Below are 22,971 nucleotides of genomic sequence, written 5' to 3' on the forward strand. Positions count from 1 at the left end.
AGGGCATCCTCATGCGCGACTTGCAGATTGACGAAGCCGAAGCCTACCGGCGCATGCGGCGGCTCGCCATGGACAAAGGAAAAAAACTGGGAGAAATTGCCGAAATGATCATTACGGTGGGCGAAGCAGGCAGCTCCTGATCTCCTGGCCAGTCTCCGCCGGATCATACTTCACGCCAATCCGGCATTAATCAGGGCGGATTTATCCATCTTGCCTGCCATAAAGATGCTCAGGAGACTATAAAGGCGCCACCCGAAACGTTTCAAAGAGAATATCTACGGCAGTATGCTGGGCACCGTGGGCAACAGCTTCGAAAATGTCCTGATCCGTCCAGCCTTCCTGGCGCAGTTGGTCAACCTCAGCATCTTTGACAGCATGAGGATTTCTCACCGCACGGACCACATAATCCAGCAACAGATTTTCGCGCTCGGCCAAGGGACCATTACGGAGATTTTCGAGGGCTTTCTGGATAGTGTCCGACTTCGAGCTAACTGTTGACTCACCAAACACTAATTTTCGCCAATCTAGAAGAGTCTGACGGACGTCTCCTTCTGGTCAAAAATAGCCCTTCCCGGGCTATCTGTGAATGTCTGCTATCGCTGCTTATGTGTCATTGGGTGTAGCGCAAGCACAAGGGATGTCAGTAGGCGGCAGGATGAAACTTTATTGTCCACCATCACCGGGTCGGCAAAGGCGGTGGGGCTACTCAGGATGATACTTCGTGAAACGTGGAAATTGTTCAAAACGTAGCATCAATGGGATACGGCTGATCCAGGATGATACTCTATTGACCGTTTATTAACAGGAAGGGTTGGTGAATATGGTTATTGCACAGGCTGTTAAACAGCGGCATTGCCTGCCATTGGTGCAGGCTATGATTTGCACATAAACAGGTAAACAAATCGCCCCCGATAAACAGGGGCGACTTTTTGACTAATTGCGCACCAAAGCCCCATCCTGAACGGCGAGGCCTATTTTAACATCAGGCCCTGCGCAAGGTGGCCTGGCTTTGCTGCGCCGTAAAAAAAGATGTGAGCTTGCTGAACAGTCCACCACTGACACCGCCCTCCATGTCCGGCAGCTTGCTCGCCGTCTGATGTATCTTGCCAGCTTTTTCGAGGATGGACGGGTCTGCATGACCATTTTTCTTGTTCATAAAGAACATGGCATCCTGAGCCTTTTCTACATTGTAGCTGGCCTGGACATAATGGGCGGACAGATCAGGATTGTTCCGTAACAGAGTGTCCGCATAAATGGCCTTGGCCCGGTCCGGCATCCCCTGCAACCTTTCCATCTTCTGATATTCCTGTACGGCGGGGTGCTGCGCAATCGCATCCAGATGGGCTTGTGCCCGATCCATGTGCGCATGTGCCCGGTGCTGCCATTCCTCCGCATCCGGCCCGCGTATGGCCCGCGCCACTCCGCGCCCCATGTTGGCCGTGTGCATCAGCAAGCTCGAAAGCAGCCCGATATGCTGATGTACCACTTGCGGTTGTTCCGGCTTGGGCTCCTTCGGTTTCTCTTCTTTCGGTTTGTCCGGGTTTTCTTTTGGTTCAACGGGCTGAGCCAAATCCGGTTTTGCTTCCGGCAGATCCAGCAAATCCCGCAACTGGCCCAGCGTGGAAACCGTTTTGAGGTTTTCTACCGGAGCGGGGGTCCGTCCCTGCGCGATCTGCCCTTTCAACTGTTCGGCCAGGTCCGCCGTGACCGCCTGCCCTACCGGAACCGCTTCGCCGTTTTCGTTATGATGAAACACGCCGAAACTCTGCGCGTCCTGCGGTTTCTCCACAATCTTGCCGTCTGCACCTACGCCTGCCACAAACAGCGGTTCCGTAGTGGGCAGAACATAACCCACTACAGCAGCCAGCCGATTATGTGCCGCTTCGCTGCCCTGATCCGGTCCGGTGTAAAGGCGTTCCCGCAAGCCCTGGTCGTTCAGAATGTCCAGACGTTGGCCATTCCGGGTCTCCTGATTGTGCATCAACACCCCCGTACGCAAAGTGTCCGGGGCATCGGCCCGGCTATACAGCAAGGTAGTACCCTCGGCCATACCCGCCATGTCCAGCCCGCCCATCGGACTCGCTATGCCGCGCTGTTCACCAGACGATCTCTGCTCAACGGTCATCTTTTCCTGCGGGAACTCCGGGTGCCAGACAAAATCCTGTAAGGATTTCGGCATATCGTCGATAATGAAGGTGCGAAAATTCACTCCTTCGGGGATATGGGCGCCCTGACGCCGATAGGCTTCCGATTCCAGTTCACGAAAAGCGCGGAAAGAAGGGTCCTGCTGTGTGCTGGCCGCAAAATTGCGCAAAGCCTGTTTTTCAAAATCATCCAGGCTTGCCATGGGCTCGCGCCCCGCAAGATTTTCCAGGTGCGCTATCGTGTTCGCAGCCAGTTCCGGCGACAATTCGCCCGTTTTCAGATACCGATCGATTTCCCAGGTGCTGACGGCGGGCGTGGTGTAACCAGCGGATAATCCGCCCTCAGCGGTATAATGCGTCCCATCCTGAGAGTTAAAATAACGCACCCCGGCAACCGTTACCGGTTCCTTGTTGTCCAGAGCGGCAATCTGCGGCGCGTTGGCCTGCAGACGATCCACAAAAGCCTGTGCGCTTGCCTGATCGGGAAAATCCCAAAGATGATTGGACAGATGTTCCGCATCGGGTTCCCCTTTGCCCACGCCCCAAAAAGACGCAATCCCTTTTACATAAACGCCGTAAAACTCCGCCTCACCCGGTTCAGCGGGTAGCACTTCCTGATCGCTGAGTTTTCTGGGTTCTACCGTATATTCCAAAGCCATTGTCTTTCTCCATTTCGATTGAATCACCCGGGTGGTGCCGATTTTCGGCATCACCCGGGTGAGAAACCCTGAAAGGAGAAAAAAAGATGGCTGTTATCGCCCCCTGGCGGACGCAATGGTGGGAATCCCGCCCGCTTCCGCAACACACCGAGTCCTGGACCATACAGGACGCCGAACTGGAACAGGTCAACGGCTTTCGTATCCTGCAAGACCTGCTCAATCAATCATCGCCACCGCATGACGCACTTTCCTGGGCTCGAACCCTGATCTATCTGCCGGTCATGGACGCCTTGCCCATGATGGAGAAGCACCCGCCCCTGCCCGAAACCTTTCCCAAACTGAATGACCGTGAGCGCAACGTCCTGCAAACCCGTATCCAGGCCTTGATCTGGACCAAGGTGCTACATCTGGGGAAGAAAAATGGATAAGAAATTTTCAGACCTGTTGTGTAAATCGGCACCACCCTGTCAGATCGCACGATAAAGGAGTAGTACATCATGGATTATCACACCCCGTTTCTCACCGGAGAGTTTGACGACGCTGGCTTTCGGCTGGATGCCGCCGTGCAGGATGACCAGGAATCGCCACCTGTAGCGGCCGTGGACATGCACGGCAATCTGCTGGACCCCGACGGCAACATTATCGGGCATGAAGACGATGGCCGCTGAAAAACAGACGGCGGCGGAAATCGTCGCGGATCAGATCATCTCCATGATTCACGATCCTTCCGGGGTTCCCTCCTGGCGCAAGCCCTGGACGCCACCACCCGGCCCTCGCGCACCGATCAATGCCCTGACCGAAAAACCCTACCGGGGCGGTAATGCCATCGTCATGGCTCTGGGCCGGTTCGAGGGGCAACCCTCCCTGTTTGCCACGTTCAATCAATGGAAAGCGATTGGAGAACGGGAATCTCTGAACCTGTTTGTCAAAAAAGGGGAAAAAAGTACCCCCATCCTGATTCCCATTTTCAAAAAAGATGAAGATCGCCTGGATGAAAACAACGAACCCCTTGCAGGGGGCGAACCCCAAAAACGACTGGTAGGTACCAAGCTGGCTTTTGGCTTTCACATTTTCCAGACCCAGGAAGGAGAAGCCTTCTTTGAGCGACAGTATGGCAATCTGCCCCCGCCCCAATGGGATACAGACACGATCTGGCCGACCTTGAAAAGCCGTGTAGAGGACATCGCCAAGCTCACCATAGTAGCTTCCAACCAGGCCTGCTATGACCCCAATACACACGAAATCTTTATGCCCAAACCCGGACAGTTTGAAAGCGCTGGTCAGTTTTATGCCACCGTACTCCATGAGCTGACCCATGCCACGGAAAAAATGGATGAGGCGTTCCAGAAGTCCATCCGGGACAACAAGCTGACGGGCAAGGATGAAAATGCTTACTGCGAATTGCGGGCAGAACTGGGATCATTATTGCTCGCGCAAACCATGGGCCTGCCCATGGAAACCACCAGTACCGCATCCTATATCGAAGGATGGGGCTTGCGGCATTTTGCCGACAATCACAAAAAGATGATTTTACAGGCGGCCAACTATGCCCAGAATGCCGTCGATATTGTCTGTACGCCGGAGTTCATGCTGGCCTTGCAGGAACGGCGCAACGAAACCATCCAGCCGGCCGTGAACCAGGACTTTACCCTGCATTTACAGGATGCTGCTGTGGACCTGTCCATTACTCCCGCCGATCTGAAAGCGGGAAAGCGGTACACCTTTACTGCCGATCCGGGGCACGGCTGGCTGGTCGTTCCGACCCGGGATATTGCCCTTCTGGGGATCGCTCAGGACATTACCCCTTACTCCTATCTGTCTCCGAGAGGCGGCAAAGCCTACCTGGAAGAAGATGTCGATGCGCCCCGCTTCGTAGCCGCCTACGCGAAACGCTACGGACTGGATGAAAACGCGCTGTGGAGAAAGATCGCCATCACCCACGACATTGATCGGCAAGCCACCTGCCGTTCCTACGCACCCTTTGATCTGGCCGCCCTGAACATGGAGCACCCCCTTGGCAGGGAGCAATCCTTTATCAGTAGGCAAACCTTTTCGGCACCACCGGATATACCACCATCCAATCTGAGTTTTTCCACCAGGATGACAAAACCATGAAGAAAAAAATCTGGATACTGGCCCTGGCCTTAAACGCCACCTGGATCGCCGCAAGTCCCGCCTGGGCCACTACTTCGGCAACGGCCCCCTGCGATCCGGGCTGTAGCACCTGTCAACATGCCATCAACACCTTTCAGGAACAGGCGCAACAGACGCTGGCCGTAGCCAAGCCACCGAATCCACAAAATGCCATCAATAGCGATACCTGTCTGGGCACCGCGCTCAATTTCTCCCTGAGCAGCATGTTTTCTTCCAACGTGTCGGGACTGATTCAACAACTGGAGCATCAGATTTATCAGGCGGCTTGTTCGGCGGCGCAAAATGCCATCAGTCAGACCGTTTCTGACGGAAACAGCCTGCTCAATTTCAATTTGCCATCCAGTGAATTTACCCAACTGACAGGCATGAGCAGTTTTACACCCGTTACCATTTCCAGTGCTCCGGCCAGCCGTTCCAGTGTGAACTTCCAGAACAGCAACAATGGTAATCTCTGGAACCATATCGCCAGTAATGCCACCAGTACCGCCACGGGTGAGGCCAGTAATCAGGTCAGTAACTGGTACAACAATGTCTTGCCATAAGGGGATTATCATGTTGAAAAAAAGCCTTTTGCTGGCCGTAGCCCTGGCCATCAGTACGCCCGCCTGGGCTTTGGGCCAGGAGCCGACCTCGCAGCCCATCGGAGCCGGAACCAATGTGGTTCCCGTTACCGGATATTGTAGTGGCGGTTATTCCCAGGGGCAGGTAGCCACGCCCGGCAACATCAATACCGCTGAAAGCGGTATCGTGAACGCCCTCAATATCATCTATTTTGATAATTGGGTGCCACTGTTTGAAGCGGCGCAATCCAAAAACAACGCCATCCGCAAGGATTTGACGCAAGGACTGGCACTGGATGTGAACACGGCCATGCAGAAAATAGAACAGGCCAAGGTACGCGCCAAAACCTATGCCGATGAACAGACCCCACCGGGGATGCCCTGCGGCTCCGATGGCTGTACGGGACAGCAAATGATGAGCGCCGTCATTGCGGGCAGTCATGGCGTCATGGGGTCCGCCAATCCGGTCAGTGGTGCCGCTGCACAAGTCCAGTCCGTGAACACCTCCCTGACGACACCGGAAAGCGCCGATGGCGGTCTGGTCACTTATCAGGCGCATTGCGGCAAATTCGCCTCGCAAGCGGAAATCAGTGCCGGAGTTTGCCCCGGGGCCACCGTCAGCCCCAAGCCCAATGCCGATCTGGACGGAACCACCCTGCTTTCCGTGCCGAGTACCGCCAATAATGAAGCACATCCCAAACTGGATGCCCAGGCAAGAACGGCTCTGGTCCATAATCTGACCGATACCATGCCCACGGCAAAAAACCAAAAGCCCAATTACAAGACGGTAGAAGGTCAGACGAAGGCCGGGCTGCAAATGTCCATGCAGGCCCGCATGAATCTGGCACGGACGGTACTTTCCCAGGTGGAAGCCATGAAAGCGCCCATCCAGGGGTTCGGGCCACAAATCAAAAAGACTCTGAACCAGTCTTTGGGAGGTACGCCGCCTATCGCCAGCAATGCCTCACTGGATCAGGCCCTGGCCTGGGAAGATAAAGCCACTTACGGCAATCCCAGGTGGTACGTCAAATTGCAGGATTTACACAAGGCTGCCGTACAGAAACAAATGGTCCTGATGCAGGCGCAAGCCCTGCAGTATCAATATCTGGCCTTCCGGGAGCGCACCAATATCGAATCACTTCTGGCCACCCTGCTGGCCCAACAGACGCAACAGGTCATGCGCAAGACCGTCGAAAATCAGGGCACCAACACGGTGCAATAAGGGGATGCTTATGTTGCGTCTTAAAAGGAAGGTTTTCATCCTGGCATTGGGTTTTCCGACTGCCGCTTGCGCCGCCGGGTTTACGACCGGGATCAATAACCTGTATTTCAACCATTGGGTGCCTCTGTATGAAGCGGCCCAGGCCAAAAACAATGCGGTGCGCAAGGATTTGACGCAGGGGCTGGCCCTCGATCTCAATACCGCCTCGCAAAAAGTCCTGCAGGCCCATGTCCGGCAAAAGACCTATGCCGATGAACAAACGCCGCCCGGGATGCCTTGCGGCTCGGACGGCTGTACCGGGCAACAGGTTTTCTCTTCGGTCATTGCGGGCAGTCGTGGCGTTATGGGTACGGCCAATCCTATCAGCGGCGCAGCCGCCCAGGCAATACGCAGCAATACCGCCTTGACCACGCCAGAAAGCGCGTTCGGGGGTCTGGTCACTTATCAGGCCCATTGTGACCGCTTTGCTTCACAAGCGGAAATCAAAGCCGGTGTTTGTCCCGGCGCTGCTGTAAGCAGCAAACCTAATGCCGACTTAAGCGGTTCAACCTTACTGGATACTCCGGCGATAAATCATGATCCGGCGCACCCCAAACGGGATACCCAGGCGCGGGCGGCCCTGATCCATAATCTGACCAACACCATGCCGACAGCCAGGCTCAAAAAACCGGATTATCAGACGGTCCAGGGGCAAACCCAGGCCGGATTGCAAATGTCCATGCAGGCCCGCATGAATCTCGCCCAGACCATCCTTGCACAAGCTGCCGCCATGCAAGCACCGGTTCAGGGATTGGGGCCGCAAATGAAAAAGACCCTGAACAAGTCTTTGGGTAACGTGCCGGACATTGCCAAAAATGCCTCACTGAATCAGGCGATGGCCTGGCAGGACAAGGCCACTTATGGCAACCCGAAATGGTACGTCAAGCTGCAAGCATTGCATGAGGCTTCCATAGAAAAACAACAGCTGCTCATGGTCGCTGAAAAATTGCAGAAGGACTATATCGCCTTTCGGGAACGCACCAATGAGGAAGCGGCACTTGCTACCCTGCTCGCGCAACAGACCCAACAGGCCATGCGCAAGGTCGTGGAAAATCAAGGTACGAACGCGGTGCGCTGAATGTTTTTCAATGAAAGAGGATAAAAGCAATGGACGTGAATGAGGCTATCGCCAACCTGCAGGCCGCACAAGCGGAAGCACTGGCCCGACAATCCGCAAGCGAGCCCGGCGACGAAATAGACGATGAAAGTCTGGATGAAGGCGTGGAGTTTGTCGATCCATCCCTGGACCACATCATGCACTTCATGGACCTGCTGGATGTACTGAGTACACCCGCACCCGAACCCCGGCCCGTGCCGCGTCCGTAATCTGAACTGAAAAATCGGCATCACCCTTCTGATGTTCCAGAAAACAGGAGGGTGCAATGCAACATATCATGTCTTTTGAATACGAGAATCAGTCGATTCGGGTGATGCGTGGTGAGGACGACAAACCATGGTTCGGCGCTGTGGATGTATGCAAGGTGCTGGAACTTGCGGATACATACATTTACGACTTTTGCAGAGTTTAACTACTGTCAGGCTCCAAAAAAATTCCAGACCCATTCCGAAAATCGGCACCACCATGGGTGATACGCCTCAGTCAAGGAACGCGCTCATGTCCTATCGAAACACAAAAAACCGCAGCCTTCTGGCTTTTGGCCTGCTGCTTTTGGGCTGGTCACTGCCAGGGTTTGCCAGCACCTTTAATCCCAAACCTGCCAGCGACGATATGCTCCTCGACATCCTGGCAAAAACCATCGGACCGTCCATTCACCAGATCAGCGGTGTGGGAACGGGTACGTTGTCCGACATTACCCGGCTGCTCATGGACATCAATTCCCTGGTGCTGATTGTCGGCGGTCTGTTGCTGACTTATGTGATCGGGGCCAGCGTCCTGAAAACCGCGCATGAAGGGGAGCCCATGGGCCAGAAATGGTCATCCATGTGGATTCCCATGAAAGCGGCGGCGGGCGCGGCGCTGATCCTGCCTGTGCCGAGTCTGGGCGGACTGTCTGCAGCGCAAGGCATCGTTATCTGGCTACTGACGTTCAGCATCGGCGCAGGTGACGCTGCCTGGGATCAGGCCGTTTCCTACATCGCCACTGACCCCGTAGGCTCGGTCGTCGTCAATCCCATCCATACCGGGCAACTGGCAGCGGGCATCATGGATTCCCAGGTCTGCGAAAGGGCCATCAATCAAACCGCAGACAACTATTTCCCGAACAGTAACCCTATCAGCCGGAGTGGACCGACCGTCGAACACACCCTGAACCCCATCGGCGGCGTGACCCATCTGGTCGAGGGCTACGACGAGGCCGTGCAACCCTTGCCAGGCGGTCATGCCTATGCCACGCAATACAGCCTCTACCAATGGACCGCAGACAGCAGCGGCTTGTTGGGTGATCTGTCCAGCATGGAAATTTTACCCTCGGCCTGCGGCAAGACTGCCTTTATATCCGGCGTGGTCAGCAACGGGCACAACAGCCCATCGGTTACCATGATGAAAACCATCGGTACGGACAACGGAACGGCCATTGGTATGCTGATCGGTTCTTTGGCGCCGATCTCCCAAAATCTCTATGCAGAAATCAAAACTGGACGGAGCGATCATGACTTCGTAAAAGCCATCAACGCCTATGACACCACCATGCAGACCGATATCCAGAACGCTACGGCTACAGCGGTTCGTGGTCAGGTCCAGAAATATGAAGCTGCCGCCAGAGTGGACGGTTTCGCGACGGCGGGAGAATGGTTCTGGGATCTCGTGCGCTGGAACAGTGTCGCCCAGAAAGCGGCGGATAACCTGGGAGATGCCACCGGCATGAATTTCGGCAGTTTCCTGGGCAAGATCGGTTCTTCCCACGTCAAGGATGCGCAAGCCCGAATCCAGAGTTTCATCAAGGAAAACGGCAGTCTGGTCGGGCATATCCAGCCCTCTTCCAACGGGCAATCCATGATTGACTCGGTGGTGGCCGAAGCGGATACCGCCATTTATGGGGGCGGGCTCGGCATCGTCAGCAGCAATCCGCTCATTACTGTCCGCAATATCGGCGCCTCCATGGAAACAGCGGGTGGCATCGTCTATGCCGGTGATCTGCTTCTGACAGGCGGCGCGGGAGCCGCTAACGGCGGTATTGATAAAGACGTGCCTCTCGTCGGCAATGGGACCAATGCCGCCGCCAAGATCGTTTATTATGACGTGAGTCCGGTCTTGCTGGCCCTCGCCGGCGCCTTGTTCATCGAAGGTTTTTTCCTGAGCTTTATCGTGCCCCTGATTCCTTTCATGGTCTGGATTTCGGCCTTGTTGGGATTTTTATTCATGGCCTTTGAAATGATCGTGGCCGCGCCCCTCTGGGCGGTCATGCACATGCACCCCGAAGGCCATGAGGTCGTCGGCATGGGCGCAAACGGCTATAAGATGGCTTTTGCCATCATGACCCGACCCTTTCTGATGATCCTGGGACTGGTCGGCGGATATGCCCTGTTCATGGGTTTTACGGCCCTGATTTCGCCGATGATCCTGAAAGCCGTCACGTCCAGCCAGAATACCGGGGGCGGTTTTACCGGCCCTCTGGACATGATCGGCATGGTCGGTATCTACGTCACCCTGGTCACCATCATCGCCTATGAGTGCTTCAAGCTGGTCTTTGTACTACCCGAACGGGTCATGAATTGGGCCAGTGCTGGCATTGCGAATTACAACGAGGACAGAACCTTGGAAAGTCAGAAGGGTTCGCATGAGGCAGCAAGAAAACATGCACAGAATGCTCCCAACGCTGTTCTTAGCGGAAAGCCAAAACCACCTGGAGAAAAATAAAGGTAAAAATGGTCGCTCGTTATTTCTGGTGAGCAACTAAAACATCCAAAGAAAAAGATTGGCCAAAGCAATGATAGCGAAAATCCACAAAAGGGTTTTCCGACTGATGAGTAGTGGCGTTGCTCGACTATATGCATCCTGAGAAATGTAAACTCCCGAGCGATTCTTTGGGTTATTTGGGTTGTTTGGATTGTGGTAATTATCTGGTTCATGCGCGCCAAGAATGTCATACTTGTCATATTGACCCATAACCCCACCCCCTTGACATCTCTCAGCACCCATGCTTGGGCTAACGTCTGCGTTCTAGCACCCCGGATGGTGAGGTGTCAAGTTTTCGGGGCGGACCGGGAACACAAGCGTCTGTTTTACTTGTGGCCGTGAGAAAAACGGGGTTGGTCTGTGCGACATCGACTGCAAGTCGCACAACGACCTGTTCACAAAAGGATTTGCGTTCTTGAAAGGCGGGAATCGTGGGATTTCTGCAGGAACGTTTTCAGTCCTTCCGTCCGTCATCCATGCCTGTGCTGATGATTACGCCCCTTCTGGTCACGCTTGAGGTACAGGATCACGTCGACCCCATCAGGTTGGAGATGCCCATCACAATAATGAATGGAATCCAGTAATCACTCATGACTTGGCCTCCTTATCCTTGAGAAACGGAGGAGATTATGGGCAGCACACCAGCAAACAATGTGTTGAAGGTGATCCGGGGCCACAAATCATCACGCCGCGTGCTGTGGGATCGGCCATGCGCCGGAAGCCTTTGCGTCCAGGATCACGATCTCCACAATGCTTCCGTCATCGGCATAGGCAATATTCAGGTTCCAGTCTTGTGACACCTCACGAGTGACGGGCTTGTCCGTGAAACGCAGTACCAGAATGTCATCGTCTGCGTCATAGTCGGTTTTCATGGGGACACCTCCCAAAAGGTCATGATGGTTTTAATGATAATGACATCATCCAGCAGAGCTGCCACACACAACAAATTGTCTTGCCGATCCGGGAACTCACGGTAAATCCATGCGCGGCGCTCATCCTTGGCGCGAATAGTCCCTGTCTCGACGATTTCCATGATTTCAGCCTCACTGATCCCGCGTTCCTGCATCCTCTTTCTTGCATGATGCGTCATCACGACGGGACGCTCAAAGCGTCGGCTATGCACTCAGGCGAGCGTCCATGCGCTCTGCAAGGTTATCCACCTTGCCGTCCAGACGATACGATCAGATAGAGATTCATCCATGTAGTCTAGCAAAATATCCCGGTCATCGGCAGAGGGCTTCACCAAATCGGCATCACCCTTCTGAGATTGTCCAAAACAGGAGAAGTACGATGCAAAATCTGATGCCTTTCGCGTACCGGAACCATGCTATCCGGGTGATTCGCAACAATGAGAACGGCGAGCCGTGGTTTGTCGCCGTGGACGTGTGCAAAGTGTTGGAAATCGCCAATGCCCGCGATGCACTGACCAAACTGGATGATGACGAGAAAACGCAAGTTATTGATCCTGCTACCGTCGGTAAAACCGACAGTACTGGAATCAATAACTTACTGAACGTGGTCAACGAACCGGGTTTGTACCGACTGATCTTCACCAGTCGCAAATCCGAAGCGAATGCGTTCAAACGCTGGATCGTGCATGACGTGTTGCCGTCCATCCGCAAGACGGGCAGTTATGCCCTCCTCGGCAAGAGGCCGGACAAAGTGCCTCTGCGCGAAGTCGCCCGGAAAAACCGGGAGATTGCTGATCTGGCACAATCCTATTCCGCGCTGTATCGCGTCATGGGGCTACGCGGAGCTGCGCGGCAAACGGCTGTCGAAACCGTTTTGCGGGCGCGGCATGGTATCGAGCTGGACCGGATCGCGCCCATGCCCTGCCCGGTCCAACATTCCGTCAAAAATACCACCATCGAGGACCGTCTGGTGTCCCCCACGGAAATCGGTCAGATGCTAGGCGGAAAAACCGGCCATCAGGTCAACCTCATCCTGGAAGCCCAGGGGTTGCAGGTGCGCGATGGGAAAAGCTGGAAACCGACCAGCAAGGCGCAAGGACTCTGGGAATGGGTCAAGGTCGCCATGCACCGCGCCCCTTTCTTGCGCTGGCGGGAAAACGCCATCCTGAAACAACTGGAAAGCGTGTCGAACCTTCTGACGCTGGAAGCCTGAAAATCTATCCGCACATATTGTTGACTGTTAGGTTCTTAATGCCACAAACCCAACTGTCAACAGTATTTCAATTCTGGAAATCGGCATCACCCTGGTGTCATTGACCATATCAGAGGACACGTTTTCATGAAACGCTCAATCATCTTGTTTCTGATAGCAGGCAGCCTTGCTGGCTGCGCCAACAATCCCTATGCCAGCAATGGCACTACGGCAGATGCCAGCGGCGGAGCCTTGTTGGGCGCAGTTGCCGGTGCCGTGATCGGCAACCAGACCGGAAGTCCTCTGGCCGGTGCGGCCATCGGCGCGGGACTCGGTGGATTGGCCGGGTATGGCGTAGCCCATAGCGCCCGGAACAATGTGCCGCCCGGCTACTACGCGCCGCCAGCCAATAATCCGGTATGCCCTGCGGGATATACCTGTGTGCCCCAATAATAAAGGAGAACCAACATGCTCAAGAGATTAATGGCATTGTTTTTTATGCCCTGGATGATAACTCTTGGGCTTTTTCTGACCTTTTGTGCGTTCTCCGGCTTCCGTTTTTCTGCCAATCTGGACGGCGTGACGCGGTTTTTCGCCCTGCACCCTTTTTCGCTGTATATCTTCTGGATAATCCTGCTCGCTGTCGGATTGTTTTTTGTAGTGGGCTATCTGATGCTGTTCATGGTAGAAAATGTGGTGCGACCCTATTGGGAGCGTTACAGTGACAAGAAAAAGGGGATCATTTTACTGCTTGCCGGGGTCGTGCCTGTTTTAGGATTCATGTTTGCGCTGATGCCGCCCATGCCTGTTTCTGTTAATGCTTGTGAATACTCCACCGGCTAAAAGCCGGTGGCTTCAGGTTACGGCTGGAAGCCGGATCGGTCGGCACTGAGGCCGACGGCTGTCGCTACACGACATGAAAGTCATCGTCTGGATCTGGTGGGGTTTGATTCTTGATGTACTCCTGCCAAACCTCATCTGTTACATTCCCACTACTCGCGACCCAATAGCCTCGCCCCCACAAATGTTGGCCCCAGTATCTCTTGCGTAACTTCGCATACTCCGTCAGCAACCGATGCGAGCTCTTCCCTTTCAAATACTGTACCGCCTTGGATACCGATAGATTCGGCGGTATCCCTATCAATAGATGTACATGGTCCCTATTAATCGACCCCGCATAAATCACCATTTCCTTACTACGCGCCATCTCTCGCAGCAATTCCCGACATCGTAGCCCTACATCCCCGGCCAATACCTGATATCGGTACTTCGTCGTCCAGACTAGGTGATACTTACAATCCCAAACCGTGTGAGTACCACTTTTATAAGATTCCATAGCTGTGGTTATACCACCGGACTTATCCGCCGCCTAAAGGCGGGGGGTTTACGGATCCCCTATCGGGGACTCCAAACCAATAGTGAAAACAGTGCATTTCGTGCGGGGAACGCCGGTACTCTTTGAAATGCCTATTCCGCTGACAGCGGCGCAGATTGCCAAAGAAAAGCGTCAACAAGCGGCGTTCATCAAAGGGGCGCAAGCAAAGAATTTACCCCCGCCTCCTATATTACGGGTCCTGACCAAAATTATTCACGGTCGGGCACAGGTGACGCAAACTGGCCCCGATACCTACCAGATCAAAATACTGCACCATGACGCATGAATTGCTGAACCGCCAGATTGCTGCATTCGAGGACCGCGACACATGGATCGCGGCCTATGCTGCGTGGTATCAGCATTTTCTCGCCATGCAGCCCGTTACCGGTCGGCTTGCTGAAAAATGGGCACAGGAAATGACCGAAAACACCCTGCTCCATTTTTATCTGCGCGATGACCAACAGGAAATCGTGCAGCTCGCCATGCACAAGATGCGCGACACCCCTCTGGCAGGAAGCGAAAAAACTTTAGCCAACCGCAAACCCAATGCAGGGGTCCAAGCCCCTAACCCCGCACCCCTGTTCAAAAAAACCGCGTCGGCACAAATTTCTTTATTTTGATCTGAAAAATCGGCACCACCCCGGTGGTACAGAAGATCAAAAGAGGAGCTTTTCCCGTAATGACACGAAAAAAAGATTTGGCTCAAAAAGCCTATTGGACCCTGGTACTTTCTGCTCTGCGGGATCGCCGCAACCCGAAACATCAACAGGCTGCAGAACGCTTTTTGTTGCGCTTTGCCCCTTCCGCAAGGCATGTCCAATGATGCCCCTTGCAGAGAGCAAGCCCCTTGCAGGACGCGAAAGACCCGCCGATCTGCCTGAAAAGATCTGGGAAATTTTTGCGCATGGCGGCGATTTTCGGCCTGCAGACCAGGAGCCCTTCTGGGAATTGGTCGGCTTGCAGGATATTCCGGCGGGCCTTCTGGCCATCCTGGAATCCCCCGCCTATGCCCCACATGTTCTGGAGAGGGCCGCCGAAGAAAAACACCTGAACAGCGAAGCCGAAGCCCTGCATGAACAATTGTACGGCAATGTCTATTACCCGCCCGCCCTGCGTCATCAACTGCTGAAACGCTATCAGGCAATCGGCGCGAAATACCGCATACGCGGCCTTTATCCCGGATCGTCCGAACGGAGAAATGTCTCATGACTACCGAAATCGAAAAACGCATTATCGCCAGCCATCCCAAAAGCCTGGAAGCCCTGGCAGAAGAAGTCCGTGCCGTCTTTGCACCCGTCATCGACGCCATGAACGTAGGGCTGGCCCTGCAACAGCAAATGTTTAAAGACCCCGACCATCTCATCAATCGCCTGGACGCCACTCTGGGAAAACTGGTGGATCGGCTGGATCAAATGGCGCGTAGCCTCCATGAGATAGAAAAACAGCAGAAACTATTGAAAGAAGGCATCAAGGAACTGGCTGTCCAGATCACACCGAATAAAGAAGGAGCACATCATGGGGAACCTGAGTGATTTTGCCAGACGCTATCACGAGATCGGCAAGGAACCCGTAGGTTTCCCGGAAGTTGCTGCGGCAGCAAGGGGCCACTGGAAAACCCTTCTGCCCTCTCTGGGTGTCGATACACATGCCCTGAATGGCAAACACGGCGCCTGCCCCGGCTGCGGTGGTAAAGACCGTTCTCGTTTCGATGACAGGGACGGCAACGGGACCTTTGTCTGCTCCCAGGGCAACGGGGATACCCTGGCCGGAGACGGATTCATCCTGCTGGAACACGTTCACGGCTGGACCCGCCCAGAAAGCTTTCAGGCCGTCAAAGCGGCTTTGGGCATGGGTTCCAAAATCGAACGTACGGCTTCTTTTCCAGCATCTTTTGCAGACAGCAAACCCGCCCCTGGCAGGGAGCAATCCCCCTCCAAAATGGATATGCGCAAGGAACTGTCCCGCGTCAAGACCTTATGGAACCAGGCTGTATCCATCAGAGGGACGATTGCCGATAAATATCTCGCCAGTCGCGGCATCCTGACCGACAGTATCCCCATAGACGCGCATCTGCGCTTTCATCGCTGGCTGACACAATACCAGGCAGACGGCCAGGGCGGCTTCAACATCATCCATGAGGGCCCAGCCATGGTCGCTCTCGTGACCAATGTCCATGAGGAAATTCTCGGTATTCACAAAACCTTTATCCAGCCGGACGGCTCCGGCAAGGCTAACGTGCCCGGCGGTAACAGTAAATTTCTCAAGAAATGTGTCGAACGGCTGAATGGCGGCGCGGTCAGGATTCATCCGCCCGACCCGCAAAGCGGCATGATCGGCATTGGCGAAGGCATTGAAACGGTCCTTTCCATGCACACCATCACCCGTCAGAAAGGCGGTATTCTGCCCGTTATGGCCGCACTGAACACTTCCCTGCTGGCCGATTGGGTGCCGCCCATTTCCGCCCGACAAATTGCGATCCTGGCCGATAACGACAGTGCCGGCATGCATGCCGCCCAAAAGCTGCAGGCGCGTCTGCACCAGTATCGTCCGGACGCCGCTACCGATATTTTAATGCCGCCGCAACCCGGCGCGGACTGGAATAACATCCTGCAGCAAAAAGCACCGTCAAAATCGGCATCACCCAGGTAGGAGTCCGTTATTTTTTGATGAAAAGGATGCAAACATGAAAAAGCGTATCACTCTTTCCGTGCTGATTGCCCTGGCTGCCAGTGGTTGTGCTGCACACCCCACCATGCAGACACAAGAACCCGCCCCCCTGACCCAGGCATCCTTGTGGCTGAATCACTCGGCGGCAGTCGCGGCCCATTCACTGAAAAACCTGGATCAGATTACCGAAGTGCATCTCACCAATCCCGCTGTGCGCGTGACCCATGTCTCCCGCGTGTCCGGCCTGACCGATCACCTGCATCTGCACTGGTCCGGTCCCGTCAACCGCTTAATGGCGCAACTCGCTCAACATATCGGCTGGCGGTATGCCCTGACGATCCACCCACACCCCATGCCGGACGTGGCGATCTGGAACCAGAACGCCCCACTTCCTGTCATTGTGCATGAAATCAATCAGCAAATGGTTCATGTGGCCACCCTGCGATTATTGCCCCTCGGTCGCACCCTGGTCCTGGAACCCTATCAGGCCCAATGGTTGCCAGAGCATCCCGTCCTGACCCACAAAAAGCCCGTTTACTTTGGCCCGATGGTTCCCGCCTGCCATCCTGACAAGAAAACATCCGTACCAGCCACGTTAGGAAAGCAGGGGGCGTCCAGCCACCTGCTGACGGTCGGTAAGCACGGCTCCCTGCATCCCTTGCCGGAAGGGCCGCATGGCCCGAATATCCCCTTGCAGAAAGCCCTTGCCCATCACTGGAAATTACTCATGCCCTGGCATCCCACGTCCGCCGAAGATCAGATCGCGCAACAGTGGATGGCGGCAGGCGGCATGTTGTATCGGCCCTGATTTCCACAACAGAAAAAGGAGAATTTATGAACCAGCTATCGAAAATTGGATGGTTTGCCGCCAGTATATTGATCCTGGCGGGCTGCTCTGCTACCCATGATGGCCCGCCTGCGCGAGCCGCAAAGATCGCCTACATCGAAAACATCATGGGCGGCTATCATCTGACCAAGGCCACCCTTCCGACGCCCTGGAAACATGCCTGGCATCGCCTGCGCGTTGCTCGCTGCGCCAAGAATGCGTCACCCGGACAATGGACCTGCGCGGTTTATGTGCAGGACACAAACGGACCGCATGAAACCGCAGAAATCCGGCTCATTCATGTGGGCGGCGTCTGGAAAGCCTACCAGTAATAAGTTTTTGCAGAAGGGCTTCCTGAATAAAGGCTTGCCATTCCGCAAGCCTTTTATTTTTTCCAGAAGTGCATAGCGATCAGAGCGACTACGGTGCCCGTAAAGGCCCCGAATACCGAGAGCACCAATACCCGTCCATACAGTTTCAGACTCTGTTCCTGCAGGCTGTTGGTCGCTTTGCGGACCGCACTACTGAAATCGTTCAGATCGTGTATGGCATTATTGCTCATATCTTTGACCTTTTTGTCCAAAGCATCTATTTCCAACTGCAAGGAAGCGGCCAGCTGGCTAATAATGGCCTTGAACTGCTCTGTCGCTTTCTGATTGACCTCTGCACTTTTCTTATCCAGCAACGCCAGATGTTTTCCGGCCACCTGCTCCATGATGGCCGCGCTCTTTTTGTCGAAGTTCTCCAGAAAATCCTGATGACGCCCGTTCCAGGCATTGACCAGTTTGGCCTGTTCCGCCGTGACGGTCCTGACTTCTGCAATGGCCTTTTCAATACCTGTCCGATATTCTTCCAGAGCGCGAAGGGCCGCGATCATTTCTACGCTGCGATCCCGCGCCTCCTGCAATTCCTCCTCATGAACGCGGGACAATATCTTGTGCGAACGCAGAATCGTTTCCACCAGCGTTTCAGCAGGCACATCCTGAAAGGGGGATTGCGCCCTGCCAAGGGAATGCGCCCGGCCAAGGGAATTTTCAGAGACCATAAGCCAACATCCCCTGTGCATTGGCGAATACCGGATCATCCGCTACCTGCACATGCGGCCAGGGACTGCTTTCCATCAGAAAAGAGGCCCCACCGCCAATCAGCACGACCGTATCCACGTCCTGCACCGTCTTGAAAACACTCGCGGCTTCCTGCCAGATATTCAGAGATACGTCCTGAATCGCCGCCTGACGATCCGCCGCCAGATCATATTCCTTGCCCATGACCTTGATCCGGCCATCCCGGAAGGCCCGGTACACCAGATGGCTTTCCAGCGGATAGGCAAACTGTCCGGCAATGCGCTCGGCAAAACGGGCCTGCATGTCCATAACCCCCAGATTGCGCCCGCCCGTCCGGTCCATGAGAATACGTCCATCCTGAAAGACCGTCGCGTCCATGGTCCGTGCGCCGATATCCAGAATCGCCGCACTCCCGCAATCCAGTGCCATCAATGCCGCCAGCCCTTGTGCTACCACCTTGATCTTGCCGGGTTTGGGCAAGGGCTTTTTATCCGCGTCAAGCACTTCTACCTGCAAAGAAATTTTTCGCGCAGCTACCGCTTCCTTGTTGATGCTGCCGTCAGACCGAAAATACAGGCGGACCGGCAAGCCCGTCACAATGGTATCGCCTTCTGCAAAACCATGAGACAAGAGCGCATGAAAACTCATGACCCGGTTCATCGCACTCCGCTCATATCCGTCAAAACGGGTGTTCAGCGTATCGACGCCACCCCCCATCGTGAAAGATTGCCCTTCCGTGTGATAAATGGCGTTTTCCTGACCATCCTTGCCCAATTCCAGACGTGCCCCCGGACGCACCAGAGAAGGAATCGCCCCTTTTCCATTTGCCCAGGCCACTTTGATTTCTCCAAAACCATCATCCAATCCCCATGCTTCCATCAGTCATCCTCCAAGATTTGCTGTAAGGCACTACGCACCACTTCCTGATGCGCCTCTTTTTCCTGCTCTGTCCGAACTGCCGGACTACTTGAACCAACCTGCTTTTTCACATCCTGCGATAATTTGGCATTCTGCAAAGGGCTTGCTCCCTGCACAGGGTTAGCCCCCTGCACAGGGCTTGCAGCCTGCATAGACTTGGCGACCTGCGAGGCCACAAAATCTGGTACGACTTGCGCGGATTCTTTCCGGTGTGCTGTTGTCATAGAGGTTTTATCCGGCATCGCCTGGGGAACAGACGGCTTCACGTCGAAACCGGAATCCGATGAATCAGCACCCTGCAATGGGCCTGCGCCCTGCAGGGGATTCCCCAATAGTTGCGGCAACCCAATGAGCAAGGCTCCACGCAATATGTCCTGCAAACCCCGACCCGAATAGCCGTCTATCCAGCGCAAAATCTCCTGGTGCTGCGGTGTATCATCGTAGAATCGCAGCAATATCCTACGATGCCCGATCCTCGCCATCAGAACACACTCCGTAGCCGCCGCTTGCCAGCCAGAAAAACCCGGATAGCCCGCCAGAACTCGTCCGGCCACAATTCCCGCCGCGCCATGAACCAGCCCAAAAGACAAAACAGCAGCCAAAGCCCCCAGGCCGTCCAGTGAAACAGGTGGAAAATCACCCAGAATGCCGGGAGCGCCGTAAAAGCCGGAAACATAAAAAACTTCAAACGTCGCCCGGCATCCCGCCAGGAATAAACCACGTCATTTTCCACCGAAATCCCTCCTGAAATTTTCATAATCCACATCCAGAATACGTCCTTCTCGATGAGATCGTTCCACGTCATCCATGATGGGCCGACCAAAACGCCAGACCAGTTCATGCCCCGTTTTCTGCAAAGTGTTTTTCTCTGCGGCCTCATGCAGTTTCTTCCGCACATAGGCGTCGCAAACCAGCCATTCCCGCACCGCCGTCCGTTCCCCTTCCTGGGTGGGCAATAACTGTTGGGTGAACACAAAACGCAAACTGTCAATCAGGTCATGCCGCATGGCCGCTGCATCTTCCGGCGGCAAATTATTCACAATCCGGTTGATCGTGTTGGCAAAGCCGATACTGTGCAGCGTGCCCATCACCTGATGCCCGGTCACTGAGGCCAGAATCCCCGCGCTCATGGTTTCCGCGTCGCGCATTTCACCGACCAGAATCACGTCTGGTGAATGCCGCATGTATTCCTCAATGCCCCGCTTGAAACTCTTGACGTGTGTGGGGACTTCCACCTGATAAATGGTGGATTTGATGTTCTCTATTTCGGACAGCGGAAACTCAATGGGATTTTCCAGCGTCAAGAACTTGATTGCCTCCCGCTCCGCCTGGAACCGGATGACCGAAGCCAGTGCCGTACTTTTACCCGAATTATGATGAATGATGCCCGTCGCATCCTGATACAGTTTGTCCGTTACCTGCGCCAGTTCCACGCCCGCAAAAAAACCTTTCTGTACGCCCGGCTCCCGCACGCAACGGCGCAACAAAAACTGGTCGCGGGCGCGTTGAACCAGATAAAAGGGCCGATCCTCCGGCAAATCGCGGGCATGAACCAAATGCGTAGAAAGATCGCAGCGCAACAGGTCCACACTTTGCAGCGCTACCGGCAAAAGATGGTCTGCGGTAACAGAAAACGCTTCCAGCGGACGCCCCAGATCGTCTCCGATCCCGCGTATCCGCACCATGTCCGATTCTCCACGGTGTATGTTGCGTACCCGGCGCGGCAGATAGTCCCATCCCATGACCAGATCAGTGAGAGGATTGATCTGCTCTATCGCTTTGTGCGTCCCATCCGCCATTCTGATCAAATGCCCCGGGGTATGGCAGTTCGTCGGACCTGTGACCAGGACCAGGCCGTTTCTATGCCGGAAATACGGGATGATTTCTTCCGGCAAGCCAATTTCATGCGGCAAAGGCACCTTCCCCGGAATCACGCGCATGGTAATGTGCATCCCGAAGCCGCCCTCTACGGACAATCCCGGTACAATATTGACTCGAAACCGGTTTGCTTTGCCCCGGTCAGGATGACCGACAGGCAAATTGCGAAAGATGCGCCGATACGCCGCCGCTACGCCCGTTCTGGATCGCGCCATTTCTTCCGCCGCATTGGGATACAGCACGTTGACCAGCCCCAACATGAAATGATCGGTCAAAGGTTGCGCGTCCATGAACAAACGTCTGGCTCCGACCTTGAGAATGGGCGGTTTGCCAATCAGAAAATCCATGTCCGAGGCTTTTTTCTCTACCGCCTCATCCAGCCATTCATCCAACTGGCGCTCTATGCGCAAATCACTCATTGCGCAGCCCTGGTCCTTTCAGGATGACCTTTCAGATCAGCCCGCGTCCGGTATTCCGGCGATTTCCAGGCCGTACCCGGCCAATACTGGTTCGGGTGCCAGGCAGGAAGACGGGTAATCCGCAAATCTTCACTGTGTATCCGCAAATCCCGACCCTGAGCCGAAACCACGTTGCCCTGATTGGCATGCGCCAGAATGGGCGCACTGATCTTTCCCTGCATTTCCAGCTTGCGGTACAACACCATACCGAGAAAATCCCGCTGCAACCGTGCCAGACTGGTACGAAAATTGGTGATGGCCTGCGCCTTGCCTAACATAAACCCGCGCTGGACGGCCTCTATCCAGACTTTTCTCTCCGCCGCATCGTCCGGCAGTAAAACACGCGGAACCGCCTGAATATCCGGCCTGGGCCAACCCTGTATGAGATATTCCCGCCAGTTTGGGACCACGGTGGAAAAGCGGGCCTGTTGCGAAATCCGGTAAAAACTGCGGGATACATGCAAGGTATCCGGGCCTTCGAGCCGGGTAAAATCGTGGGAAAACTCGACAATCGGCGGCAAGAGACTGGTTCCGGTCAAACGATCCTGCACATGCAGGGAAGCCGGATAGACCAGCCGGCGAAAGTCATAGGTCTTGTCCAACTGCGCCGCCCGCGTCACAAGCCAGGCATCCAGCTTTTTGCCCTGCACATACAATCCGGCCTGCGCCCCTAATGACAGGGCTTCCTTGCGCATGGACCGTTCCTGCAAGCCTGCCAGCTTGCGAACTACAGCAGGACGATCTGAGGCGCTTAACTGCTCAATGCTGCGAACAATACTGACGGGTTCAACATGCTGCATGGGGTATTTCTCCTTTCAGGATTCGGCTTTCTACAGGGGTGATGCCGATTTTCCGATCAGGTATGAAAAATAAATGTATCCGTAGGGACACCGTACGGAGGCTATAAGGACACCGTATGGATACTCTTATTTGGATGACACCGTGCGGACACCGCACGGATGCTAGAAGGACACCGCATAGACACCGTACGGATACTTTTTATTGGAGCCTGCTGAAAAGTTACCGTATGGACACCGTGCGGATGCTG

At 54.7% G+C, this 22,971-nt stretch carries 32 protein-coding genes; 21 read left to right on the forward strand and 11 right to left on the reverse strand.

Annotation, left to right across the window (positions count from 1 at the left end; translation table 11 throughout):
* Positions 1–11 precede the first annotated feature (11 nt).
* Positions 12–140, forward strand: coding sequence for an ANTAR domain-containing protein (locus BLW97_RS20015; protein ID WP_278278524.1), 129 nt, complete (start codon positions 12–14; stop codon positions 138–140).
* Between the two features lie 97 nt (positions 141–237).
* Here the strand turns inward: BLW97_RS20015 and BLW97_RS08590 are convergent, their stop codons facing one another.
* Both BLW97_RS08590 and BLW97_RS08595 read right to left on the reverse strand, forming a co-directional pair.
* Positions 238–510, reverse strand: a complete 273-nt coding sequence (locus BLW97_RS08590; RefSeq protein WP_024893700.1) for a carboxymuconolactone decarboxylase family protein — start codon at positions 508–510, stop codon at positions 238–240.
* 472 nt (positions 511–982) lie between these two features.
* Positions 983–2,803 (reverse strand): hypothetical protein, encoded by a 1,821-nt coding sequence (locus BLW97_RS08595; RefSeq protein WP_024893699.1) that lies wholly within the window; start codon positions 2,801–2,803, stop codon positions 983–985.
* A gap of 86 nt (positions 2,804–2,889) precedes the next feature.
* Here BLW97_RS08595 and BLW97_RS08600 point away from each other — a divergent pair, with 86 nt between their 5' ends.
* The 9 genes from BLW97_RS08600 to BLW97_RS08630 all read left to right on the forward strand — a co-directional run bounded on the left by BLW97_RS08600 (position 2,890) and on the right by BLW97_RS08630 (position 10,595).
* Entirely contained in the window at positions 2,890–3,231 is a 342-nt protein-coding gene (locus tag BLW97_RS08600) for a hypothetical protein (protein ID WP_024893698.1), read from the forward strand.
* Positions 3,232–3,300: 69 nt separating this feature from the next.
* Positions 3,301–3,471, forward strand: a complete 171-nt coding sequence (locus BLW97_RS19430) for a hypothetical protein (RefSeq protein WP_158006080.1) — start codon at positions 3,301–3,303, stop codon at positions 3,469–3,471.
* The gene (locus BLW97_RS08605; protein ID WP_075322944.1) at positions 3,461–4,918 is read left to right on the forward strand and encodes a zincin-like metallopeptidase domain-containing protein; all 1,458 of its coding nucleotides are present in this window, start codon (positions 3,461–3,463) and stop codon (positions 4,916–4,918) included. Before BLW97_RS19430 ends, BLW97_RS08605 begins: the two co-directional genes overlap by 11 nt.
* Positions 4,915–5,499 carry a hypothetical protein gene (locus BLW97_RS08610; protein WP_024893696.1) on the forward strand — a complete coding sequence of 195 codons (585 nt, stop codon included), beginning with the start codon at positions 4,915–4,917 and terminating at the stop codon, positions 5,497–5,499. Before BLW97_RS08605 ends, BLW97_RS08610 begins: the two co-directional genes overlap by 4 nt.
* A gap of 10 nt (positions 5,500–5,509) precedes the next feature.
* On the forward strand, positions 5,510–6,739 hold the full coding sequence (locus BLW97_RS08615) for a hypothetical protein (RefSeq protein ID WP_024893695.1): 1,230 nt from the start codon (positions 5,510–5,512) through the stop codon (positions 6,737–6,739).
* A gap of 10 nt (positions 6,740–6,749) precedes the next feature.
* The gene (locus BLW97_RS08620) at positions 6,750–7,856 is read left to right on the forward strand and encodes a hypothetical protein (RefSeq protein WP_024893694.1); all 1,107 of its coding nucleotides are present in this window, start codon (positions 6,750–6,752) and stop codon (positions 7,854–7,856) included.
* 29 nt (positions 7,857–7,885) lie between these two features.
* Entirely contained in the window at positions 7,886–8,104 is a 219-nt protein-coding gene (locus tag BLW97_RS08625; protein WP_024893693.1) for a hypothetical protein, read from the forward strand.
* 56 nt (positions 8,105–8,160) lie between these two features.
* Complete coding sequence (locus tag BLW97_RS19435; RefSeq protein ID WP_158006079.1) at positions 8,161–8,307, forward strand: BRO-N domain-containing protein; 147 nt, start codon at positions 8,161–8,163, stop codon at positions 8,305–8,307.
* Between the two features lie 86 nt (positions 8,308–8,393).
* Positions 8,394–10,595, forward strand: a complete 2,202-nt coding sequence (locus BLW97_RS08630) for a DotA/TraY family protein (protein ID WP_024893692.1) — start codon at positions 8,394–8,396, stop codon at positions 10,593–10,595.
* Positions 10,596–11,317: 722 nt separating this feature from the next.
* Here the strand turns inward: BLW97_RS08630 and BLW97_RS08640 are convergent.
* On the reverse strand, positions 11,318–11,506 hold the full coding sequence (locus BLW97_RS08640) for a DUF2283 domain-containing protein (RefSeq protein ID WP_024893690.1): 189 nt from the start codon (positions 11,504–11,506) through the stop codon (positions 11,318–11,320).
* Entirely contained in the window at positions 11,503–11,724 is a 222-nt protein-coding gene (locus tag BLW97_RS08645) for a DUF4258 domain-containing protein (RefSeq protein WP_077218333.1), read from the reverse strand. Before BLW97_RS08645 ends, BLW97_RS08640 begins: the two co-directional genes overlap by 4 nt.
* Positions 11,725–11,924: 200 nt before the next feature.
* Between BLW97_RS08645 and BLW97_RS08650 the strand changes: the two genes are divergently transcribed.
* The 3 genes from BLW97_RS08650 to BLW97_RS08660 all read left to right on the forward strand — a co-directional run bounded on the left by BLW97_RS08650 (position 11,925) and on the right by BLW97_RS08660 (position 13,580).
* Positions 11,925–12,758, forward strand: coding sequence for a BRO-N domain-containing protein (locus BLW97_RS08650; RefSeq protein ID WP_024893688.1), 834 nt, complete (start codon positions 11,925–11,927; stop codon positions 12,756–12,758).
* Positions 12,759–12,884: 126 nt separating this feature from the next.
* Positions 12,885–13,190 carry a glycine zipper domain-containing protein gene (locus tag BLW97_RS08655; protein ID WP_024893687.1) on the forward strand — a complete coding sequence of 102 codons (306 nt, stop codon included), beginning with the start codon at positions 12,885–12,887 and terminating at the stop codon, positions 13,188–13,190.
* Between the two features lie 15 nt (positions 13,191–13,205).
* Positions 13,206–13,580 carry a hypothetical protein gene (locus BLW97_RS08660; protein ID WP_024893686.1) on the forward strand — a complete coding sequence of 125 codons (375 nt, stop codon included), beginning with the start codon at positions 13,206–13,208 and terminating at the stop codon, positions 13,578–13,580.
* Positions 13,581–13,644: 64 nt separating this feature from the next.
* Here BLW97_RS08660 and tnpA read toward each other — a convergent pair whose 3' ends face one another.
* Complete coding sequence (gene tnpA / locus BLW97_RS20425) at positions 13,645–14,073, reverse strand: IS200/IS605 family transposase (RefSeq protein ID WP_024893685.1); 429 nt, start codon at positions 14,071–14,073, stop codon at positions 13,645–13,647.
* An 82-nt stretch (positions 14,074–14,155) separates the two neighbouring features.
* On the opposite strand from tnpA, the gene BLW97_RS08670 reads away from it, so the two are divergent.
* From BLW97_RS08670 to BLW97_RS08700, 8 genes are read left to right on the forward strand one after another with little or no spacing between them, the layout of a single operon-like run.
* Complete coding sequence (locus BLW97_RS08670) at positions 14,156–14,398, forward strand: hypothetical protein (RefSeq protein WP_024893684.1); 243 nt, start codon at positions 14,156–14,158, stop codon at positions 14,396–14,398.
* Entirely contained in the window at positions 14,388–14,732 is a 345-nt protein-coding gene (locus tag BLW97_RS08675) for a hypothetical protein (RefSeq protein ID WP_024893683.1), read from the forward strand. Before BLW97_RS08670 ends, BLW97_RS08675 begins: the two co-directional genes overlap by 11 nt.
* Before the next feature lie 59 nt (positions 14,733–14,791).
* Positions 14,792–14,935 carry a hypothetical protein gene (locus BLW97_RS19440; RefSeq protein ID WP_158006078.1) on the forward strand — a complete coding sequence of 48 codons (144 nt, stop codon included), beginning with the start codon at positions 14,792–14,794 and terminating at the stop codon, positions 14,933–14,935.
* Complete coding sequence (locus BLW97_RS08680) at positions 14,932–15,321, forward strand: hypothetical protein (RefSeq protein WP_024893682.1); 390 nt, start codon at positions 14,932–14,934, stop codon at positions 15,319–15,321. The genes BLW97_RS19440 and BLW97_RS08680 overlap by 4 nt, the downstream gene beginning before the upstream one ends.
* A complete protein-coding gene (locus BLW97_RS08685) occupies positions 15,318–15,644 on the forward strand; it encodes a hypothetical protein (protein WP_024893681.1) in 327 nt (108 codons plus the stop codon). Before BLW97_RS08680 ends, BLW97_RS08685 begins: the two co-directional genes overlap by 4 nt.
* Positions 15,628–16,761 (forward strand): DUF7146 domain-containing protein, encoded by a 1,134-nt coding sequence (locus tag BLW97_RS08690; RefSeq protein ID WP_075322946.1) that lies wholly within the window; start codon positions 15,628–15,630, stop codon positions 16,759–16,761. The genes BLW97_RS08685 and BLW97_RS08690 overlap by 17 nt, the downstream gene beginning before the upstream one ends.
* A gap of 34 nt (positions 16,762–16,795) precedes the next feature.
* Entirely contained in the window at positions 16,796–17,587 is a 792-nt protein-coding gene (locus tag BLW97_RS08695) for a DotD/TraH family lipoprotein (RefSeq protein WP_024893679.1), read from the forward strand.
* Positions 17,588–17,613: 26 nt separating this feature from the next.
* Positions 17,614–17,937: a hypothetical protein gene (locus BLW97_RS08700; protein WP_024893678.1), complete on the forward strand. Its 324-nt coding sequence runs from the start codon at positions 17,614–17,616 to the stop codon at positions 17,935–17,937.
* 53 nt (positions 17,938–17,990) lie between these two features.
* On the opposite strand, the gene BLW97_RS08705 is transcribed toward BLW97_RS08700, so the two are convergent.
* From BLW97_RS08705 to BLW97_RS08730, 6 genes are read right to left on the reverse strand one after another with little or no spacing between them, the layout of a single operon-like run.
* The gene (locus tag BLW97_RS08705) at positions 17,991–18,650 is read right to left on the reverse strand and encodes a hypothetical protein (RefSeq protein ID WP_024893677.1); all 660 of its coding nucleotides are present in this window, start codon (positions 18,648–18,650) and stop codon (positions 17,991–17,993) included.
* Entirely contained in the window at positions 18,640–19,548 is a 909-nt protein-coding gene (locus BLW97_RS08710; protein WP_024893676.1) for a ParM/StbA family protein, read from the reverse strand. The genes BLW97_RS08705 and BLW97_RS08710 overlap by 11 nt, the downstream gene beginning before the upstream one ends.
* The gene (locus BLW97_RS08715) at positions 19,548–20,069 is read right to left on the reverse strand and encodes a hypothetical protein (RefSeq protein ID WP_024893675.1); all 522 of its coding nucleotides are present in this window, start codon (positions 20,067–20,069) and stop codon (positions 19,548–19,550) included. The genes BLW97_RS08710 and BLW97_RS08715 overlap by 1 nt, the downstream gene beginning before the upstream one ends.
* Positions 20,069–20,344: a hypothetical protein gene (locus BLW97_RS08720; RefSeq protein WP_139111664.1), complete on the reverse strand. Its 276-nt coding sequence runs from the start codon at positions 20,342–20,344 to the stop codon at positions 20,069–20,071. Before BLW97_RS08720 ends, BLW97_RS08715 begins: the two co-directional genes overlap by 1 nt.
* A complete protein-coding gene (locus tag BLW97_RS08725) occupies positions 20,310–21,884 on the reverse strand; it encodes an ATPase, T2SS/T4P/T4SS family (RefSeq protein WP_024893673.1) in 1,575 nt (524 codons plus the stop codon). Before BLW97_RS08725 ends, BLW97_RS08720 begins: the two co-directional genes overlap by 35 nt.
* A complete protein-coding gene (locus BLW97_RS08730) occupies positions 21,881–22,723 on the reverse strand; it encodes a type IV secretory system conjugative DNA transfer family protein (protein WP_024893672.1) in 843 nt (280 codons plus the stop codon). The genes BLW97_RS08725 and BLW97_RS08730 overlap by 4 nt, the downstream gene beginning before the upstream one ends.
* Between the last annotated feature and the right edge of the window lie 248 nt (positions 22,724–22,971).

The organism is Acidithiobacillus albertensis (assembly GCF_001931655.1).
GTDB lineage: Bacteria > Pseudomonadota > Gammaproteobacteria > Acidithiobacillales > Acidithiobacillaceae > Acidithiobacillus > Acidithiobacillus thiooxidans.

Excerpts from the sequence above, each read along its gene's own strand:
- BLW97_RS20015 (WP_278278524.1), top strand. The coding sequence starts at position 12 with ATGCGCGACTTGCAGATTGACGAAGCCGAAGCCTACCGGCGCATGCGG.
- BLW97_RS08595 (WP_024893699.1), bottom strand. The coding sequence starts at position 2,803 with ATGGCTTTGGAATATACGGTAGAACCCAGAAAACTCAGCGATCAGGAA.
- BLW97_RS08600 (WP_024893698.1), top strand. The coding sequence starts at position 2,890 with ATGGCTGTTATCGCCCCCTGGCGGACGCAATGGTGGGAATCCCGCCCG.
- BLW97_RS19430 (WP_158006080.1), top strand. The coding sequence starts at position 3,301 with ATGGATTATCACACCCCGTTTCTCACCGGAGAGTTTGACGACGCTGGC.
- BLW97_RS08605 (WP_075322944.1), top strand. The coding sequence starts at position 3,461 with ATGGCCGCTGAAAAACAGACGGCGGCGGAAATCGTCGCGGATCAGATC.
- BLW97_RS08610 (WP_024893696.1), top strand. The coding sequence starts at position 4,915 with ATGAAGAAAAAAATCTGGATACTGGCCCTGGCCTTAAACGCCACCTGG.
- BLW97_RS08615 (WP_024893695.1), top strand. The coding sequence starts at position 5,510 with ATGTTGAAAAAAAGCCTTTTGCTGGCCGTAGCCCTGGCCATCAGTACG.
- BLW97_RS08620 (WP_024893694.1), top strand. The coding sequence starts at position 6,750 with ATGTTGCGTCTTAAAAGGAAGGTTTTCATCCTGGCATTGGGTTTTCCG.
- BLW97_RS08625 (WP_024893693.1), top strand. The coding sequence starts at position 7,886 with ATGGACGTGAATGAGGCTATCGCCAACCTGCAGGCCGCACAAGCGGAA.
- BLW97_RS19435 (WP_158006079.1), top strand. The coding sequence starts at position 8,161 with ATGCAACATATCATGTCTTTTGAATACGAGAATCAGTCGATTCGGGTG.
- BLW97_RS08630 (WP_024893692.1), top strand. The coding sequence starts at position 8,394 with ATGTCCTATCGAAACACAAAAAACCGCAGCCTTCTGGCTTTTGGCCTG.
- BLW97_RS08640 (WP_024893690.1), bottom strand. The coding sequence starts at position 11,506 with ATGAAAACCGACTATGACGCAGACGATGACATTCTGGTACTGCGTTTC.
- BLW97_RS08645 (WP_077218333.1), bottom strand. The coding sequence starts at position 11,724 with ATGACGCATCATGCAAGAAAGAGGATGCAGGAACGCGGGATCAGTGAG.
- BLW97_RS08650 (WP_024893688.1), top strand. The coding sequence starts at position 11,925 with ATGCAAAATCTGATGCCTTTCGCGTACCGGAACCATGCTATCCGGGTG.
- BLW97_RS08655 (WP_024893687.1), top strand. The coding sequence starts at position 12,885 with ATGAAACGCTCAATCATCTTGTTTCTGATAGCAGGCAGCCTTGCTGGC.
- BLW97_RS08660 (WP_024893686.1), top strand. The coding sequence starts at position 13,206 with ATGCTCAAGAGATTAATGGCATTGTTTTTTATGCCCTGGATGATAACT.
- tnpA (WP_024893685.1), bottom strand. The coding sequence starts at position 14,073 with ATGGAATCTTATAAAAGTGGTACTCACACGGTTTGGGATTGTAAGTAT.
- BLW97_RS08675 (WP_024893683.1), top strand. The coding sequence starts at position 14,388 with ATGACGCATGAATTGCTGAACCGCCAGATTGCTGCATTCGAGGACCGC.
- BLW97_RS19440 (WP_158006078.1), top strand. The coding sequence starts at position 14,792 with ATGACACGAAAAAAAGATTTGGCTCAAAAAGCCTATTGGACCCTGGTA.
- BLW97_RS08680 (WP_024893682.1), top strand. The coding sequence starts at position 14,932 with ATGATGCCCCTTGCAGAGAGCAAGCCCCTTGCAGGACGCGAAAGACCC.
- BLW97_RS08685 (WP_024893681.1), top strand. The coding sequence starts at position 15,318 with ATGACTACCGAAATCGAAAAACGCATTATCGCCAGCCATCCCAAAAGC.
- BLW97_RS08690 (WP_075322946.1), top strand. The coding sequence starts at position 15,628 with ATGGGGAACCTGAGTGATTTTGCCAGACGCTATCACGAGATCGGCAAG.
- BLW97_RS08695 (WP_024893679.1), top strand. The coding sequence starts at position 16,796 with ATGAAAAAGCGTATCACTCTTTCCGTGCTGATTGCCCTGGCTGCCAGT.
- BLW97_RS08700 (WP_024893678.1), top strand. The coding sequence starts at position 17,614 with ATGAACCAGCTATCGAAAATTGGATGGTTTGCCGCCAGTATATTGATC.
- BLW97_RS08705 (WP_024893677.1), bottom strand. The coding sequence starts at position 18,650 with ATGGTCTCTGAAAATTCCCTTGGCCGGGCGCATTCCCTTGGCAGGGCG.
- BLW97_RS08710 (WP_024893676.1), bottom strand. The coding sequence starts at position 19,548 with ATGGAAGCATGGGGATTGGATGATGGTTTTGGAGAAATCAAAGTGGCC.
- BLW97_RS08715 (WP_024893675.1), bottom strand. The coding sequence starts at position 20,069 with ATGGCGAGGATCGGGCATCGTAGGATATTGCTGCGATTCTACGATGAT.
- BLW97_RS08720 (WP_139111664.1), bottom strand. The coding sequence starts at position 20,344 with ATGAAAATTTCAGGAGGGATTTCGGTGGAAAATGACGTGGTTTATTCC.
- BLW97_RS08725 (WP_024893673.1), bottom strand. The coding sequence starts at position 21,884 with ATGAGTGATTTGCGCATAGAGCGCCAGTTGGATGAATGGCTGGATGAG.
- BLW97_RS08730 (WP_024893672.1), bottom strand. The coding sequence starts at position 22,723 with ATGCAGCATGTTGAACCCGTCAGTATTGTTCGCAGCATTGAGCAGTTA.